We start from the raw sequence: 16201 nt of genomic DNA on the forward strand, positions 1-16201 counted from the left end.
CGTGAGTGAGGCACTTCTCACCGCCGAGGCGGCCGTGACGGACCCTGCCGTCCCGGCCGCCTCGGGGGCCCGTCAGTTCTGGCGGCGGCTGCGCACGCAGCGCGCCGCCCTCGTCGCGGCCGGAGTCGTCGCGCTGCTCGTCCTGGTCGCGCTCGCCGCGCCGCTGCTCACCGCCGTCGAGGGCCAGGACCCGACCACCTACCACCCGTCCCTCGTGGACTCCGCGCGCGGCGGCGTGCCCATCGGCTCCCTCGGCGGAGCCGGCGCCGACCACTGGTTCGGCGTCGAACCGCAGACCGGCCGGGACCTGTTCGCGCGGCTGGTGTACGGCGCGCGCGTGTCTCTGGGCGTCGCCTTGGCCGCGACCGTCGTGCAGGTCGTCATCGGGATCACCCTGGGTGTCGCGGCCGCGCTCGGCAGGCGAGGGGTTGATCAACTGCTGAGCCGGTTCACGGACATCATCGTCGCGATGCCGCTCATGATCATGTCGCTGGCACTGCTCGCGATCGTGCCGTCGAGCTTCCCGCGGCCCGTGCTCGTCGCGCTGGTCATCGGCCTGATCGGCTGGGGCAACATCGCCCGGATCGTGCGCGCCCAGACCCTCACCCTCAAGGAGCTCGACCACGTCTCCGCGGCCCGGCTCAGCGGCTGGGGCACCTGGAGCATCGCCCGCCGCGAACTCCTGCCCGGAATCGCCGCACCCGTCATCACCTACGCCGCCCTGCTCGTCCCGACGAACATCACCGTCGAGGCCGCGCTCTCCTTCCTCGGCGTCGGTGTGAAACCGCCGACGCCCTCCTGGGGACAGATGCTCACCGCCGCCGACGTCTGGTACCAGGCCGCCCCGCAGTACCTGCTGCTGCCCGCGGGCGCCCTGTTCGTCACAGTGCTCGCCCTCACCGTCCTCGGCGACGGCGTCCGCACCGCCCTCGACCCCCGCGCGGCCTCCCGGCTGCGCGTCGGCACGGGACGCAGGCGGGAGTCGAAGGCGACCGAGGGAGGCACGGCGTGAACGGGTTCACCAGCTTCGTCCTGCACCGCACCGTCGCCGCCGTGGCCACCCTGCTCGCCATCTCGGTGATCGTCTACGTCGTCTTCTACGCGACCCCCGGCAACGTCGCCCAGATCACCTGCGGCCCGCGCTGTTCACCCGAACAGGTGCATCAGGTGGCCCGGCAACTGAACCTGGACGACCCGCTGTTCGTGCGCTACGGGCACTTCCTCCAAGGCCTCGTCGCCGGACAGGACTACTCGACGGGAACGTCCGTGCAGCACTGCTCCGCACCCTGCCTCGGCCTGTCGTACCAGAGCGACCAGCAGGTCACCCAGCTGATCTGGGCCAAGCTCCCGGTCAGTCTGTCCCTGGTGGCCGGCGCGATGGTGCTGTGGCTGATCCTCGGGGTCGGCACGGGCGTGCTCTCCGCCTGGCGACGCGGCCGGTTCTCCGAGCGGGTGCTGACCGGCCTCACCCTCGCCGGCACGGCCACCCCGGTCTTCGTCATCGGCCTGGTCCTGATGATCGTCGTCTGCGGGGAACTGCGGCTGCTGCCCTTCCCCCAGTACGTCGCCCTCACCGACGACCCCGAGCAGTGGGCGTGGAACCTGCTGCTGCCCTGGCTGTCGCTCGCCCTCATCGAGGCCGCCGCGTTCGCCCGGCTGACCCGGGCCTCGATGCTGGAGACCCTGGCCGAGGACCACATCCGCACGTTCCGCGCCTACGGCGTCGGCGAACGGTCGATCGTCGGAAAGCACGCACTGCGAGGGGCGTTCGCCCCGGTCATCGCGCTGAACGCCAACAACGTCGGATCGGCCATCGGCGGCGCGGTGCTCACCGAGACCCTGTTCGGCCTGCCCGGCATCGGACAGGAACTCGTCCATGCCGTCAACGTCGTCGACCTGCCGGTCGTGGTCGGCATGGTCCTGGTCATCGGATTCTTCGTGGTCCTCGCCAACGCCGTCGCGGACGTCCTGTACGCGGTGGCCGACCGACGGGTGGTGCTGACATGAGCCTGGTCGACGTGACCGGTCTCCGCGTGGAGTTCGGCGCACTGCGCGCCGTCGACGGACTCTCCTTCCGCCTGGAGGAGGGCGCCGCCCTGGCCCTGGTCGGCGAGTCCGGCTCCGGCAAGTCGACCGTGGCGTCCGCGCTGCTCGGACTGCACCGCGGCACAGGCGCGCGGGTCGATGGCTCGGTCGAGGTGGCCGGCACCGACGTGCAGCGCGCCTCCGACGAGGAGTTGCGGCTGCTGCGCGGCGGACGGGCCGCCATGGTGTTCCAGGATCCGCTGTCCTCCCTCGACCCGTACTACGCGATCGGCGACCAGATCGCCGAGGTGTACCGCGTGCACGCGCGCACGTCCCGGCGGGCGGCACGCGCGCGTGCCGTGGAGGTCCTGGACCGGGTGGGCATCCCGGACGCGGCCCGGCGGTCCCGGTCCCGGCCGCACGAGTTCAGCGGCGGCATGCGCCAGCGCGCCCTGATCGCCATGGCGCTCGCGTGCGAGCCCCGGCTGCTGATCGCCGACGAGCCGACGACCGCCCTCGACGTGACGGTCCAGGCCCAGGTCCTCGACCTGCTCCACACCCTGCGCGAGGAGACCGGCATGGGCCTGCTGCTCGTCACGCACGACGTGGGCGTCGCCGCCGAGAGCGTCGACGAGGTGCTGGTGATGCGGCACGGCCGGGCGGTCGAGCACGGCCCGGTCGCCGGCGTGCTGGGCGCACCGGCCGAGCCGTACACCCGGGAGCTGCTGGCCGCGGTCCCACGGCTGGACGCGCCGCGGAAGGCCTCGGCGGACCCCGAGGAGGTCGTCCTGGAGGCGACCGGCCTCAGGCGCGCGTTCGGGCGCGGGAAACGGGCGGTCACGGCCGTGGACGACGTGTCGCTGACCCTGCGCCGCGGCGAGACCCTCGGCGTCGTCGGCGAGAGCGGCAGCGGCAAGACGACCCTCGGGCGCATGCTCGTCGGGCTGCTGGAGCCGACGGCCGGAGCGCTGGCCTTCGAGGGCCGTCCGCACCCCGGGGTGAACCCGGCCGTGCAGATGGTCTTCCAGGACCCGGTCTCCTCCCTCAACCCCCGCCGCAGCGTGGGCGAGTCCATCGCCGACCCGCTGCGCGCACGGGGTGAGCGGCAGGAGGGGCGCATCCGGGAGCGCGTGGGCGAACTGCTGGAGCGCGTGGGGCTCGAAGCGGCGCATTACGACCGCTATCCCCATGAGTTCAGCGGCGGGCAGCGCCAGCGCGTCGGTATCGCCCGTGCCCTCGCGGCTGACCCGCGCGTCATCGTCTGCGACGAACCGGTCTCGGCCCTCGACGTCACCACCCAGGCGCATGTGGTCGACCTGCTGGGGGAGTTGCAGCGCGAACTCGGGCTCGCGCTGGTCTTCGTGGCGCACGACCTGGCCGTCGTGCGCCAGGTCAGTGACCGGGTCGCGGTGATGCGGCGCGGCCGGATCGTCGAGGAAGGGCCCGTGGAGGAGGTGTACGAGTCGCCACGCGACCCCTACACCAGGCAATTGCTCGCCGCGGTACCGGCGCTGGACCCGGAGGCGGCGGCGCGACGCCGGGCGCGGCGACGGGAGTTGGCGGCGGCGTGACGCGGGGCGCGGCGTCAGGCGTTGGCGGCGGCGTGACGCGGCGTCAGGCGTTGGCCCGGGCATGACGCAGGGCGCGACATCGGGAGTCGGCCGCGGAGAGATGCCGCGGACGCGGGACTTGGCCGCGGCATGACGATCCGTGTCCGCTTGATCTCCTAGCGCGACAGAACGCGACCCGCACAGGAAAGTTACGACCGTTCACCCCTTTTGGTGGTGCGACGGACAACCGTCCGTCGCACCACCGCCTTGTCCGCATACGTTCGTCCCGCTGCGAGCCGCCGGACAACGGCGGCTCCCCATACGGGAGATCGGGGGTGCACTCGTGCGCATCGGACTGCTTACGGAGGGTGGCTATCCGTATGTGAGCGGTGACGCCAGGCTCTGGTGCGACCGGCTGGTGCACGGACTCGCCCAGCACGAGTTCGACGTCTACGCGCTCAGTCGCAGCGAGCACCAGGAGGACGAGGGCTGGATCCCGCTGCCGCCGAACGTCAGCCGGGTGCGCACCGCCCCGCTGTGGATGGCCGAGGACGACGAGGTGGTGCTCGGGCGCCGCGCACGTCGGCGGTTCACCGAGTACTTCGGGGAACTGGCCGCCGTGCTGTGTGGGGTCCCCGAGGGCGCCTCGGGTGCGGTCAGGAGCCTCTCCGAAGGGGCGTCGGCCTCCGAGGCGGACCGTTTCGCCAACGCTCTGTACGGGCTCGCCGAACTCGCCCGCGACGAGGGCGGACTGGCGGGAGCCCTCCGCTCCGAGGCCGCCGTACGCACCCTGGAACGCGCCTGTCGCGCGCCCGGCGCCCATCGCGCCGCGCGCGAGGCGCGCGTACCGGATCTGCTCGCCGTCGCCGCCCATCTGGAACGCGCCCTGCGCCCCCTCTCCCTCGACTGGTACGAGGACGACGGGCTCGGCGCGGTCGACCTCTGCCACGCCGCGTCCGGCGGCACGGCCGTCCTGCCCGGCCTGCTGGCCCGGCACTTCACCGGCGTACCCCTGATGGTCACCGAGTACGGCGTGCGCCTGCGGACGCACTACCTCACCACCCCGGACGCCCCACCCGCCGTACGGTCCCTGCTGGCCGCCTTCCAGGGCCGGCTCGCGGCCGAGGCCTATGGGCGGGCCGAGGTCGTCACCGCCGGCAACACCCACACCCGCCGCTGGCAGGAGCGCTGCGGCGCCGACCGCGAGAAGCTCCGCACGGTCCATCCCGGCATTAACGCCCGGCCCTTCGCCGAGGTGGGCGAGTCCCCGGACTGCGCCGACCCGGACACGCTCGTCTGGGTCGGCCGCGTCGAGCCCGCCAAGGACCTGGTCTCACTGCTGCACGCCTTCGCGGAGGTGCGCAAGCGGCAGCCGAAGACGCGCCTGCGTATCGTCGGCGCCCCCGCCGGCCCCGAGGGTGCGGCCTACCTCGGACACTGCAGGACACTGGCCGCCCAGCTCTTCCCCGACGAGGCCGCCGGCCCGCACGCCGCCGGCGACAACCCGGTGTCCTTCGAGGACATCGGCGGCCCTGACCTCCCGGTCGCCGCCGACGCCTACGCCTCGGGTGCCGTGAGCGTCCTCTCCAGCGTCGTCGAGGGCTTCCCCGTCGGCCTCGCCGAGGCCATGCTCTGCGGGCGTGCGACGGTGTCGACGGACGTCGGCGCGGTCGTGGAGGTGATCGGCGGCACCGGGCTCGTCGTACCGCCGCGCAATCCGAGGGCGCTCGCCGAGGCGTGCGTGGCGCTGCTGCGTGACCCCGAGCGCCGTGCGCGCCTGGGCGCCGCCGCTCGCGCCCGTGCCCTCGAACTGTTCACGGTCGAGCAGAACATCAAGGCATTTCACGGCATTTACCTGGAGATCGTCTCGCGTGCGCCCGTCCGCCGGGTCGTCCTCGACGGAGCGGGGGAGCCGCTGCCGTTCTCGGTTCCCGCCGAGGCGCACGTGGCCGTCCGCTGGACCACCGCGTCACCCCGCCTCGCCACCCGCGGCGGCCCCGGCTGGGCGGCGGGCAGGCCCGTACGCGCCACCACTCCCGTCCCCGCCCCGGAGGGAGCGCGATGAGCGGCCTGGACGAACTGGGCCGACCGGGAACCCCGACCGGCTCAGCCCGTGACCGCACGAGGTCCGGGCAGCCGGGGTCTGCCTTTGACAGCGCGGGGCCTGGGCAGCCGGAGTCTGCCTTTGACGGCGCGGGGTTTGGGAAGCCGGAGTCGGCCGCCGACCGCGCCACCCCCACCCCGCGGCGCGGCGCCGCCGATCCGGTCAAGGCGCTGATGCATCGTCACCGGGAGCTCTGCGAGCGCGCGGTGGACCCCCTCGAGATCGCCGCCGGACTGGAGGCGCACGGCATCACCGAGCGGACCGCCGCCCGCTTTCGGCACCGGGACGTCTTCTCCCTCGCCGAGGAGATGTACGCGCGCGTCTCCCGGGACGGAGACACACCCCTGCCCGCCCCGCCCGCCGCTCCCCGCGTGCGCGCCGACTGGGTTCTGCTGACCCTCCTGCCCGGGGCGCTGTGCGCCGCCGCCATCGCCGCCGTGCACCTCACCCAGGGGCAGTCGCGTCTGTTCGCGGCGGCAGCCGGGGCCCTCGCCGTGGCCCTGGCCCTCCATGCGGCCTTGCGTCGAGGGCCCCTGAGCAGGACCGACACGGACCGGCCCGGGCCGCGGCCCGGCGCGGCCTCCGGCAGGACCACCCCGTGGACCCTGTGGCTCGTCGCCTACTCCCTCCTGGGCGACGGCCTGCTCGACAACGCACTCACCGGAGGCCCCGACACCCTGCCCACCGGCACGGCCGACGGTGCCTGGCCCCTCACCGCCGCCCCGGCCCTGGCCCTCGCCCTGGCCTGCGCACCCGCCGCCTGGACCGCGCACCTCCTCACCGCCCGAGCACGCCGCAAACTCGCGGCCAGCCGGGGCCTGGAGGACTTCGCCGCCGCCGTACGCCCCCTCCTGCTCGGCGTGGTCGCCCTCTACCTGGGCGCCCTGGCGGCCTTGCTCACCCTCAGCCGCGCGGCCCTCGGCGAGCCCGCGGCCTACGCCCAGGTCCTCGCCCTGGGCGCCCTCCTCTTCCTGGCCCGCCTCCTCACCACGCACGGCTTCACCTACGCCCCCGCCATGGTCCTCACCGCGGCGGCCACGGTCGAGGCGGCCGCCCTCGCCACGGTCTTCGCCTCCCGCCTCCCTGGTGTCGGCTTCCTGGCCACGCCCGTCGAAATCCTCGTCACCACCTGGGGTGCCGACAGCGTCCCCACCCTCACCTGCGGAGCTGCGGCGCTGGCCCTCCTGGTCCACACGACCCGCAAACTCACCCGAGCCTCGGCCCACGCACCGCCGGAGCCCGCGCGGTGAGCGCCGCGGACACCGGCCCCACCGCCGCAGGCAGCACCCGTCCCGTCCCTTCCTTTCCGCATCGAGGAGAACCCGCATGATCACCCACCCAGGAACCCCGGCGACATGGGGAGCCGTGCGATGAGAGTCCTGCTGATCGGAGCCAACGGCTACATCGGGCGCTTCGTCGCCGACCGCCTGCTCGCCGACCCGGCCGTGCAGCTCACCGCCCTCGGCCGCGGTGACGACGCCGACGTCCGCTTCGACCTCGCCTCCGGCAGCCCCGGCGCCCTCACCCGCTTCCTCGACGCGGTCCACCCGGGCGTCGTCGTCAACTGCGCGGGCGCCACCCGCGGCGGTGCCCGCGAGCTCACCCGCCACAACACCGTCGCCGTCGCCACCGTCTGCGAGGCCCTGCGGCGCAGCGGCTGCGGGGCCCGGCTGGTGCAGATCGGCTGCAGCGCTGAGTACGGCCCGAGCCAGCCCGGCTCTTCCACCCCCGAGGACGCCGTGCCCCGGCCCGGCGGCCCGTACGGCGTCAGCAAACTCGCCGCCACCGAACTGGTCCTCGGCTCCGGCCTGGACGCCGTCGTCCTGCGGGTCTTCTCACCGGCCGGACCCGGCACCCCCGCCGGCTCCCCGCTGGGCCGTCTCGCCGAGGCCATGCGCCGGGCCATGCAGTCCGGGGACGGCGAGCTGAAACTCGGCGGCCTCGGCGCGCAGCGCGACTTCGTCGACGTCCGCGACGTGGCCCGCGCCGTCCACGCCGCCTCACTCTCCGCAGCGCAGGGCGTCATCAACATCGGCTCCGGCCGCGCCGTGCGCCTGCGCGACGCCGCCGCCGTCCTCGCCCGCGTCGCCGGATACGGCGGCGCCCTCCACGAACTCGACGGACCGCCCGGCGCCCTGCGCACGGCCATCGGCCACCCCCGCCCCGACCCGGACCACGCGGCCCCCGTCGCGTACCCGTACCCCGACGGCTGCGGCAGCTGGCAGCAGGCCGACGTGCGCACCGCGCGCGACCGGCTCGGCTGGCGTCCCCGGATCGGGCTGGAGGAGTCCCTCGCCGACATCTGGATGGAGGCGGCATGCCGCATCTGACCAGATCCCGGCAGCGCACCTCGGACACGGAACTGCGCCCCGGCGTCGGCGTTCCCGGCTATGCGCACCCCCTCCTCGCCCCCACCGAGTGGGGTGAGCTGACCCGCCCCGGCACCCCGCTGCACTGGGTGGTCCTCAACGTGGCCGACGGCCCCGGCGCCCGCCCCGACCCGCACTGCCTGGAGGCGGCCGGCCGGCTGCGCAACGCGGGCATCCGCGTCCTCGGCCACCTCGACACCCGGTACGGCACCCGCAACTTCGGCGAGCTGATCTCGGACGCCCACCGGTTCGTCGACTGGTACCAGGTCGACGGCTTCCTCCTGGAGCGCTGCCCGGCCGACCACGCCGGGCTGCCCGAGGTCCGCCGCACGGTCGCCACGCTGCGGGTGATCCGTGACGCTGCCCACATCGTCCTCGGCCACGGCATCCACCCGCACCCCGGCTACATCGAACTCGCCGACCAACTGGTCACCTTCTCCGGACCCTGGAGCGACTACCGCTGGTCGCAGGTGGCCGAGTGGACCGCCGACCATGCGCCCGAGCGCTTCTGCCACTTCGTCCACGGCGTGCCCCACCCGCACCTGGCCGAGGCGCTGAGCATCGCCCGCTGGCAGGGCGCCGCGACGGTCTGGATCACCGACCACACGGATCGCGGCGGCCGCACCGATCCCTGGGAGGCCATGCCCGGCTACTGGGACGAATTCGTCTCGCGTATCGGAACAGGTGTCTCGGAATGAAAAAGGGCATGGCACTGTTACGGGGAGAACAACCGTAGTGATTGACCGACCAACGGAGTCCCCGTGTCGCTGCCACCCCTGGTCGAGCCGGCTTCCGAGCTCACCGTAGACGAGGTCCGCAGGTACTCCCGCCACCTGATCATCCCCGACGTGGGGATGGACGGGCAGAAGCGGCTGAAGAACGCCAAGGTGCTGTGTGTGGGCGCCGGCGGCCTGGGCTCGCCGGCGCTGATGTACCTGGCCGCCGCGGGCGTCGGCACCCTCGGCATCGTGGAGTTCGACGAGGTCGACGAGTCGAACCTGCAGCGCCAGATCATCCACAGCCAGGCCGACATCGGCCGCCCGAAGGCCGAGTCCGCCCGCGACAGCGTCAAGGGCATCAACCCGTACGTGAACGTGATCCTTCACGAGGAGCGGCTCGAGGCCGACAACGTGATGGACATCTTCAGCCAGTACGACCTGATCGTCGACGGTACGGACAACTTCGCGACCCGCTACCTGGTCAACGACGCCTGCGTGCTGCTGAACAAGCCGTACGTCTGGGGCTCGATCTACCGCTTCGACGGCCAGGCGTCCGTCTTCTGGTCCGAGCACGGTCCCTGCTACCGCTGCCTCTACCCCGAGCCCCCGCCCCCCGGCATGGTCCCCTCCTGCGCCGAGGGCGGCGTCCTGGGCGTGCTCTGCGCGTCCATCGGCTCCATCCAGGTCAACGAGGCCATCAAGCTCCTCGCCGGCATCGGCGACCCGCTGGTCGGCCGGCTGATGATCTATGACGCCCTGGAGATGCAGTACCGCCAGGTCAAGGTCCGCAAGGACCCGAACTGCGCGGTCTGCGGCGAGAACCCGACCGTCACCGAGCTCATCGACTACGAGGCCTTCTGCGGCGTCGTCTCCGAAGAGGCCCAGGCGGCGGCCGCCGACTCCACGATCACTCCCAAGCAGCTCAAGGAGTGGATCGACGACGGCGAGAGCATCGACATCATCGACGTCCGCGAGCCGAACGAGTACGAGATCGTCTCCATCCCGGGCGCCCGGCTGATCCCGAAGAACGAGTTCCTCATGGGCACCGCCCTGGAGAGCCTCCCGCAGGACAAGAAGATCGTCCTGCATTGCAAGACGGGTGTCCGCAGTGCGGAAGTCCTCGCGGTCCTGAAGTCCGCGGGCTTCTCGGACGCCGTGCACGTCGGCGGTGGCGTGATCGGCTGGGTCAACCAGATCGAGCCGTCCAAGCCGGTGTACTGAGCCATACCGGTGTACTGGGCCGAGCCGGTCCACTGAGCCGTATCCGGCCTCCCGGCGGGGGCTTCGCGCACCACGAGTGCGCGAAGCCCCCGCCGTCGTCATGAGCAGACCTTGCCGTCCTTCGGCACCGAGCCGTCCAGCAGGTACGCGTCCACCGCGGAGTCCACGCAGTCGCTCCCACTGCCGTAGGCGCCATGCCCCTCGCCCCGCCAGGTGAGCAGCACCCCGACGCCCTTGCCCAGCTCGCCGGCCATCCTCAGCGCGCCCTCGTAGGGCGTGGCCGGGTCGCCGGTGTTGCCGACGACCAGGACCGGTGCCGCGTCGGGGGCGCTCACCTCCGGGGTGTCGTGCTGTCCGGGCACCGGCCAGTCGTGGCACCAGCCGGCCGTGTCCCAGCCGAGGAAGGTCCCGAAGACCGGGGAGATCCGCTCGAATTGAGGCAGCCGCTTCTTCGTCTCGGCCACCGTCGGCCGCTGCCTGTCGTCCAGGCACGATATGACCCGCTGGGAGTGGGTCGTCGTGCCGTAGCGCCCCGACGGATCGCGTTCGTTGTAGCGGTCGGCGAGGACCAGCAACTCCGAGCCGTCGCCTTCCTCCGCCGCCTTCAGGGCGCTCGTCAGGGTCGGCCAGCTGTCCTTGCTGTACAGCGGCAGGATGATGCCGGTGACCGCGAGGGTCTGGGTCAGCTTCCGCCCCGGCGCCCCGGTCGCCAGGGGGCGGGTGTCGATGCGCTGGAGCAGGTCCGCGATCTTGCGCGTGCCGTCCTCGGGGTCCTGGCCCGTGGACCTGAGGTAGCCGTTCAGCGCGCGCTGGAAGCCCCTGGCCTGGTTCTGGGCGTGGCCCACGGTGTCGGCGGTGGGGTCGACGACCGCGTCCAGCGTCACGCGCCCCACCTTCTTCGGGAAGAGGTGGGCATAGGTGCCGCCCAGTTCGGTGCCGTAGGAGATGCCGAAGTAGTTCATCCTGTCGTCGTCGAGGACCTCGCGGATGCGGTCCATGTCGCGGGCCGAGTCGGCGGTCGAGACGTGGGCCATCAGTTTCCCGGCGTCCTTCTGGCAGCCCTTGCCGAAGTCGGCGGCGTCCTCGAAGTACGCCTTCTCCTCGGCGGGGGTGTCCGGGGTGACGTCCACCGACTCGGCGGCCTGGATCTCCTTGTCGCCGCGGCAGCGCACACCCTCGCTGGCGCCCACACCGCGCGGGTCCCAGCTCACCAGGTCGTACCGCTCGCGGAGCGAGGAGACGGTCGGGGCGTACGACGGCATCATGGACACGCCCGAGGCGCCCGGGCCGCCGAAGTTGAACAGCAGCGAACCGAGGCGGTCGTCGCCGCGGGCCTTGGCGCGGATCAGACCCAGGCCGATCGTCTCGCCATCCGGCTTCGACCAGTCCAGCGGCACCTTCACCGTCGCGCACTGCCATTCGCTGCTCGGCGCGGGGCCGTCGGCGGTGGCCTTGCAACGGCCCCAGGAGAGCCCGCTCTTGTCGTCCTCGGACGAACCGCCGCTGCAGCCGGCGGTCAGCATCACCGAGGCGGCCGCCAGAGCGGTCCACCGAACCAAGCGCGTCATTGCCCATCCCCCCTCGCAGGCCGTCCGCTCCGTGCCGCGGATGGCGGTCAGGCCATGGTAGGCAGATCCGGCTCCGACCGTTTCAGCCTGTGGATAACCTTCTGACCTGCGCGTTCGTCGGGACCATTGCAGGTGTCAGGAGCAGACGGTCCCCGCCGGCGGCACCTTCCCGTCCAGCAGATAGCCGTTCACCGCCCCCTGCACGCACTTGTTCTTGCTGTCGTAGGCGCCATGCCCCTGACCCCGGTACGTCAGCTCGACGCCGACGCCCTTGCCCAGCGCGTTCACCATGGCCCGCGCGCCCTCGTACGGCGTGGCCGGGTCGCCGGTGTTGCCGACGACCAGGATGGGCGCCGAGCCCGGAGCGCTGACGTCCGGGTGTTCGGCGGCCCCCGCCACGGCCCAGTCGGTGCAGCTGAGCATGGACCACGCCAGGTAGTCGCCGAACAGGTCGGACGCGGCCCGGAACTCGGGCAGCTTCCGCTCGACGTAGGCCGTGTCGTAGCGGGGTTTGTCGTCGGCGCAGTTGATGGCGACGTTGGCGGGGGTGATGTTGCTGTACTCGCCGTTCTCGCTGCGCCCGTTCATCGAGTCGGCCAGCGACAGCAGGATCCTGCCGTCGCCGTCGTACGCATTCTCCAGGCCCTCGGTGAGGTACTCCCAGAAGTCCTTCGAGTACAGCGCCTGTGCGATGCCGCTGGTCGCCGCGGTCTGGGTCAGCTGGCGCGGGAAGATCCCCTGGATCGGAGTGCGGTCGAGCTCGTCGAGCAGTCTGGCGATACGGTCCTTCACGTCCTGGGCGCTGTCGCCGATCGGGCACTCCTCGGCCTGTGACACGCAGTCCTCGGCGAAGTTGTCGAGTGCGAGCTGGAAGCCCTTGGCCTGCCCCAGCGACCCCTGCTCGGAGTCCTGCGTCGGGTCGACGACGGCGTCGAACAGGGCTCTGCCGACCCGCTTCGGGAACAGATGAGCGTAGACGCCGCCCAGCTCGGTGCCGTAGGAGATGCCGAAGTAGTACAGCTTGTCGTCGCCGAGGACCTGGCGCATCAGGTCCAGGTCGCGGGCCGCGTCGGTGGTGCGCACGTGCGGCAGGACCTTCTCCGAGTTGTCCTCGCAGGCGTTGTTGAACTCCTTGGTGTTGTCCACGAGCTGCGTCCGCTCGGCGGCGTCGTCGGGGGTGGCGTCCTGCTGGAAGTAGGCGTCGAGCTGCTGGTCGTTCTCGCAGAGCACGGGGTCGCTGCGGCCGACCCCGCGTGGGTCGAAGCTGACCAGGTCGTAGCGGGTGCGCAGCTTCTCGTAGCCCTCCGCGAAGGCGGGCAGCGAGGTGACGCCCGAGCCGCCGGGGCCGCCGAAGTTGAAGATGAGCGAGCCGATGCGGGCGTTCTCCGTGCCGGTCGTCCTGACCCGGATCAGCTCCAGGCCGATCGTGTCGCCCTTCGGGTCGTTCCAGTCGAGCGGGGCCTTCATGGTCGCGCACTGCCACTCACCGTCGTCCGGCAGGGGGGAGGGCGAGGTGCCTCCGCCCTGGGCCGCGTCCGGGGCCGGGCAGGCCTTCCAGCTCAAGTCCTGCCGCGTGAGGTCCTCGGCCTTGGCGTCGTCGCTGCAACCCGCCAGCACGGTGGACAACAGCACGGCGGAGGCGGTCAGGGCGGCGGCGCGCAGCCGGAGGAGGGATGGCATGGTTCCATCCTGCGGCGGCAGCGAACGGGGCGCGCGGGACGCGTGCCGTATGAGGTAGGAGGGGCAGGGGAGGCTCTGCTTCCCACCCGGTCGTGTCAGAGGGCCTGCTTGCGCGAGAGATGGTTGAAGGCAAGCCAGCCCGGCAGCACCGGCAGCCACAGCGTCAGCAGGCGGAACAGCAGGACCGCCGGCGCCGCGACCTCCTTCGGCAGCCCGACGGCGATCAGACCGACCGTCAGGGTCGCCTCGACCGCGCCCACACCGCCCGGCGTCGGCGCCGCGGACCCCAGGGCGTTGCCCGCGAGGAAGACGACGGCGACGCTGGCGATGCTGATCGACGTGGACTCGTCGCCGAACGCGCGGATCGACGCGTCCAGGCACATGACGAAGCAGGCGGTCAGCAGCAGCATGCCGCCGATGCCGGTGACCAGCTTCTGCGGCCGCTGGAGCACATCGAGCATGCGCGGCACGACACCCGCGAACAGCGACCGCACGCGCGTGACGACGAACTTGCGCAGGAACGGCACCGACGTCACCACGAGCACCAGTACGGCCACCGTGAGCAGCCCGGCGATGACCGTCCGGGAGGGCGACAGGGACGGCGTCTTCTCGGTGCCGGTCAGATAGCCGAAGGACAGCAGCATCAGGATGTGGCAGCCGAGCCCGAACAACTGCGAGGCGCCCACACTCGCCACCGCGAGCCCCGGCCGCACTCCCGCGCGCTGCAGGAAGCGCGTGTTCAGGGCGACCCCGCCCACCGCCGCCGGGGCGACGATCTTCACGAACGACCCGGCGACCTGCGCCGCCACGGTCCGCACGAACGGCACCCGCTCGGGCACGAACCCCAGCAGCGCCATCGCCGCCGCGACGTAGCTGCACATCGAGAACAGTACGGCCGCGGCGACCCAGCCCCACTCGGCGTTGGCGATGAGCGGCCCGAACTCGATGTGCGTGAGCTGCGTCAGCAGGAAGTACGCGCCGATCGCGCCGGCGATGAAACTGATCAGCGTGCGCGGCCGCACCCGCTCCAGCCGGGCCGGCTCGACGGGCGCCTGCGGCCTGATCCGCAGCACCGCGTGCCGGATCTGCGTGAGGAGGTCCTCCTCGCGCGCCTCCTCCAGGGCCTCGTCGATCGCCCGCTTCTCGGCCCGCTGCTCCGCCCGTACGGCCTTCTTGTCGGGCTTTTCCAGGACGACGGGCGCGTCCTCCGCGTTCTCTTCCAGGCGGGCCTGCTTGGCCTGCCGGGACGCCTCCAGGACCGCCTCGCGTTCGCGCTGTGCCCGTTCGCGGGCCAGTCTGCGCAGCGTCGCGCGCGTGGAGCGGCTCAGCGCGATGGGCTGGAGCATCGGCAGACAGTCCGCCACCGCGTCGGGGCCGAGCACCCCCACCGCCGAGGCCACCGTGCGCTCGGCGCCGACGCGCAGACCGAGGGTCACCAGCAGCTGGGAGGTGTCCATGCGCAGCAGCAGATCGCCGGCCGCGATCTCGCCGACGCGCAAGTCGGTGAGGATCACCTTGCCGGAACGATCCACCAGGATCGCGTCGCCCACCAGCCTGCGATGCGCGATGCGCCGCGACTGCAGGGCCTTCACCTGGCGCCAGGTGTCGCGCAGCAGGTCGTCGGTGATCTCGTCGTCCGACAGCGAGTCGAGGGTGCGCCCGCCGCTGTGCTCGTAGACGAGCATCACCGCGTCGGGGCCGAGCTCGGAGGTGGCGATCAGCTTGGGCGCGTTGGCCCCGGCCGCGATGGCCGCGTACGCCAGCAGGGCCTCCTGCTCCAGGGCCTGGCGCAGCGACTGGAGGCTGCTGCGGGTGGCGAAGCCGCGCAGGGTCAGGTTGCGCCAGGTGCGGTAGAAGAAGCCCTGGGCCTGCTGCTCCCGGTCGACCACCGTCACGTCCAGCGGCGGGCCGTCCTCCAGCGTGACGAAGTAACGGCGGCCCCGGTCCCCGGTGTCCGGGTTGTCCGAGGTGTCCTCGCGTGAGGCGCTGACCGGGCGGAACCCGACGGTCCGCAGGCCGGCCATGAGCGTCTGCCCGGTGGGCCGGACGTTGGGCGAGCCGACCGCGTACAGGGTCCCGTAGGCCACGGTCCAGCCGATCAGCACGGTCAGAATGATCGAGAACGGGGTCGTGTACCCGGTGACGAGCATCGAGAAGGCGTCGAGGAGCAGCACGACCCACAGCACCGCGCGCCATCTCGGTCTGCGCGACATGCCGACGGCCGTCATGTAGGCGATGACCGGGGCCAGATATCCGTGCACGGGATCGGTCAGTGCGTGGATATCGCCGGGGGAGGGCTGGGTGAGCGCCTCCTGGATCGAATCGGGGGCGGCGCGGGCCACCCACAGGTCCGTGGCGAGGGTCACACCGTGCGCGAGGACCGCCGCGAGCACGCCGTCGGCGATGCGCAGCCCGTCCCGCTTGATCAGCCGCTCGATGGCGAAGGCGACCGGTACCAACAGGATCGCGATGCTGGAGGCCAGTCCCGCGATCTTGATGAGGAGGTCGGGTGCCTGCCCGGTGCCCTTGTTGATGTCCTGTTCGAGGCCCGAGGTGGTGCCGTGCGCGAAAGCGGCGATCCCGATCAGGACCGCGACCGCGAGCACGCCCACCAGCAGGCGCATCAGGTCGGACGGGCGGTGCACGCGCGCGGGGAGCAGCGGTTCGTCGCCCTCCACCTCGTCGATGTGGGCGAAGTCGGGCTCCTGGGCGGCCGCCCTGGACTTCTTCGCGGCTCCCTTCGGACCGTCGTGCGCAGTGCCCGGGCGCGACGAAGCGTCAGAGGTGCCCTCCGTGTCCTCGGGGTGCGCGCCCTGCTGCTTCATCGTCTCTTCTTGGTCTCGTATCACCGATCACCGCCCGCACGATGGTGGCATGCCGCACCGGCACACGGGGCAATCAGGGTGCACATGCGGGGGCGGACAGTCTGCCCGATGTGCCCCTGCCGGGTGACGAAAACGCTCCG

General features: G+C 72.2%; 11 protein-coding genes. 8 read left to right on the forward strand and 3 right to left on the reverse strand.

The annotated features are described in order from the left end of the window. Position 1 precedes the first annotated feature (1 nt). The 8 genes from QOL88_RS25975 (at position 2) to moeZ (ending at position 9988) form a co-directional block, all read left to right on the forward strand. The gene (locus QOL88_RS25975; RefSeq protein WP_097220140.1) at positions 2-1012 is read left to right on the forward strand and encodes an ABC transporter permease; all 1011 of its coding nucleotides are present in this window, start codon (positions 2-4) and stop codon (positions 1010-1012) included. Further along, positions 1009-2007, forward strand: a complete 999-nt coding sequence (locus QOL88_RS25980) for an ABC transporter permease (RefSeq protein WP_097220143.1) — start codon at positions 1009-1011, stop codon at positions 2005-2007. The genes QOL88_RS25975 and QOL88_RS25980 overlap by 4 nt, the downstream gene beginning before the upstream one ends. Beyond that, positions 2004-3596, forward strand: a complete 1593-nt coding sequence (locus QOL88_RS25985; RefSeq protein ID WP_097220145.1) for a dipeptide ABC transporter ATP-binding protein — start codon at positions 2004-2006, stop codon at positions 3594-3596. Before QOL88_RS25980 ends, QOL88_RS25985 begins: the two co-directional genes overlap by 4 nt. Positions 3597-3918: 322 nt before the next feature. Further along, complete coding sequence (locus QOL88_RS25990) at positions 3919-5640, forward strand: DUF3492 domain-containing protein (RefSeq protein WP_097220148.1); 1722 nt, start codon at positions 3919-3921, stop codon at positions 5638-5640. Further along, positions 5637-6929: a hypothetical protein gene (locus QOL88_RS25995; protein ID WP_097220150.1), complete on the forward strand. Its 1293-nt coding sequence runs from the start codon at positions 5637-5639 to the stop codon at positions 6927-6929. The genes QOL88_RS25990 and QOL88_RS25995 overlap by 4 nt, the downstream gene beginning before the upstream one ends. Before the next feature lie 120 nt (positions 6930-7049). Further along, a complete protein-coding gene (locus tag QOL88_RS26000) occupies positions 7050-8009 on the forward strand; it encodes an NAD-dependent epimerase/dehydratase family protein (protein ID WP_097220152.1) in 960 nt (319 codons plus the stop codon). Further along, entirely contained in the window at positions 7997-8746 is a 750-nt protein-coding gene (locus tag QOL88_RS26005; RefSeq protein ID WP_097220155.1) for a spherulation-specific family 4 protein, read from the forward strand. Before QOL88_RS26000 ends, QOL88_RS26005 begins: the two co-directional genes overlap by 13 nt. A gap of 63 nt (positions 8747-8809) precedes the next feature. Next, the gene (gene moeZ / locus QOL88_RS26010; protein WP_031112256.1) at positions 8810-9988 is read left to right on the forward strand and encodes an adenylyltransferase/sulfurtransferase MoeZ; all 1179 of its coding nucleotides are present in this window, start codon (positions 8810-8812) and stop codon (positions 9986-9988) included. 98 nt (positions 9989-10086) lie between these two features. On the opposite strand, the gene QOL88_RS26015 is transcribed toward moeZ, so the two are convergent. The 3 genes from QOL88_RS26015 to QOL88_RS26025 form a co-directional block, all read right to left on the reverse strand. Then, on the reverse strand, positions 10087-11556 hold the full coding sequence (locus tag QOL88_RS26015; RefSeq protein ID WP_097220157.1) for an alpha/beta hydrolase: 1470 nt from the start codon (positions 11554-11556) through the stop codon (positions 10087-10089). Between the two features lie 135 nt (positions 11557-11691). Continuing rightward, entirely contained in the window at positions 11692-13236 is a 1545-nt protein-coding gene (locus QOL88_RS26020) for an alpha/beta hydrolase (RefSeq protein ID WP_097220160.1), read from the reverse strand. Between the two features lie 95 nt (positions 13237-13331). Beyond that, positions 13332-16061, reverse strand: a complete 2730-nt coding sequence (locus QOL88_RS26025) for a lysylphosphatidylglycerol synthase domain-containing protein (protein WP_097220162.1) — start codon at positions 16059-16061, stop codon at positions 13332-13334. Positions 16062-16201 lie beyond the last annotated feature (140 nt).

The sequence above is a fragment of the Streptomyces sp. Ag82_O1-12 genome, assembly GCF_900182715.1.
Taxonomy (GTDB): Bacteria; Actinomycetota; Actinomycetes; order Streptomycetales; family Streptomycetaceae; genus Streptomyces; species Streptomyces massasporeus.

Excerpts from the sequence above, each read along its gene's own strand:
- QOL88_RS26000 (WP_097220152.1), top strand. The coding sequence starts at position 7,050 with ATGAGAGTCCTGCTGATCGGAGCCAACGGCTACATCGGGCGCTTCGTC.
- QOL88_RS26015 (WP_097220157.1), bottom strand. The coding sequence starts at position 11,556 with ATGACGCGCTTGGTTCGGTGGACCGCTCTGGCGGCCGCCTCGGTGATG.
- QOL88_RS25985 (WP_097220145.1), top strand. The coding sequence starts at position 2,004 with ATGAGCCTGGTCGACGTGACCGGTCTCCGCGTGGAGTTCGGCGCACTG.
- QOL88_RS25995 (WP_097220150.1), top strand. The coding sequence starts at position 5,637 with ATGAGCGGCCTGGACGAACTGGGCCGACCGGGAACCCCGACCGGCTCA.
- QOL88_RS26005 (WP_097220155.1), top strand. The coding sequence starts at position 7,997 with ATGCCGCATCTGACCAGATCCCGGCAGCGCACCTCGGACACGGAACTG.
- QOL88_RS26025 (WP_097220162.1), bottom strand. The coding sequence starts at position 16,061 with ATGAAGCAGCAGGGCGCGCACCCCGAGGACACGGAGGGCACCTCTGAC.
- QOL88_RS26020 (WP_097220160.1), bottom strand. The coding sequence starts at position 13,236 with ATGCCATCCCTCCTCCGGCTGCGCGCCGCCGCCCTGACCGCCTCCGCC.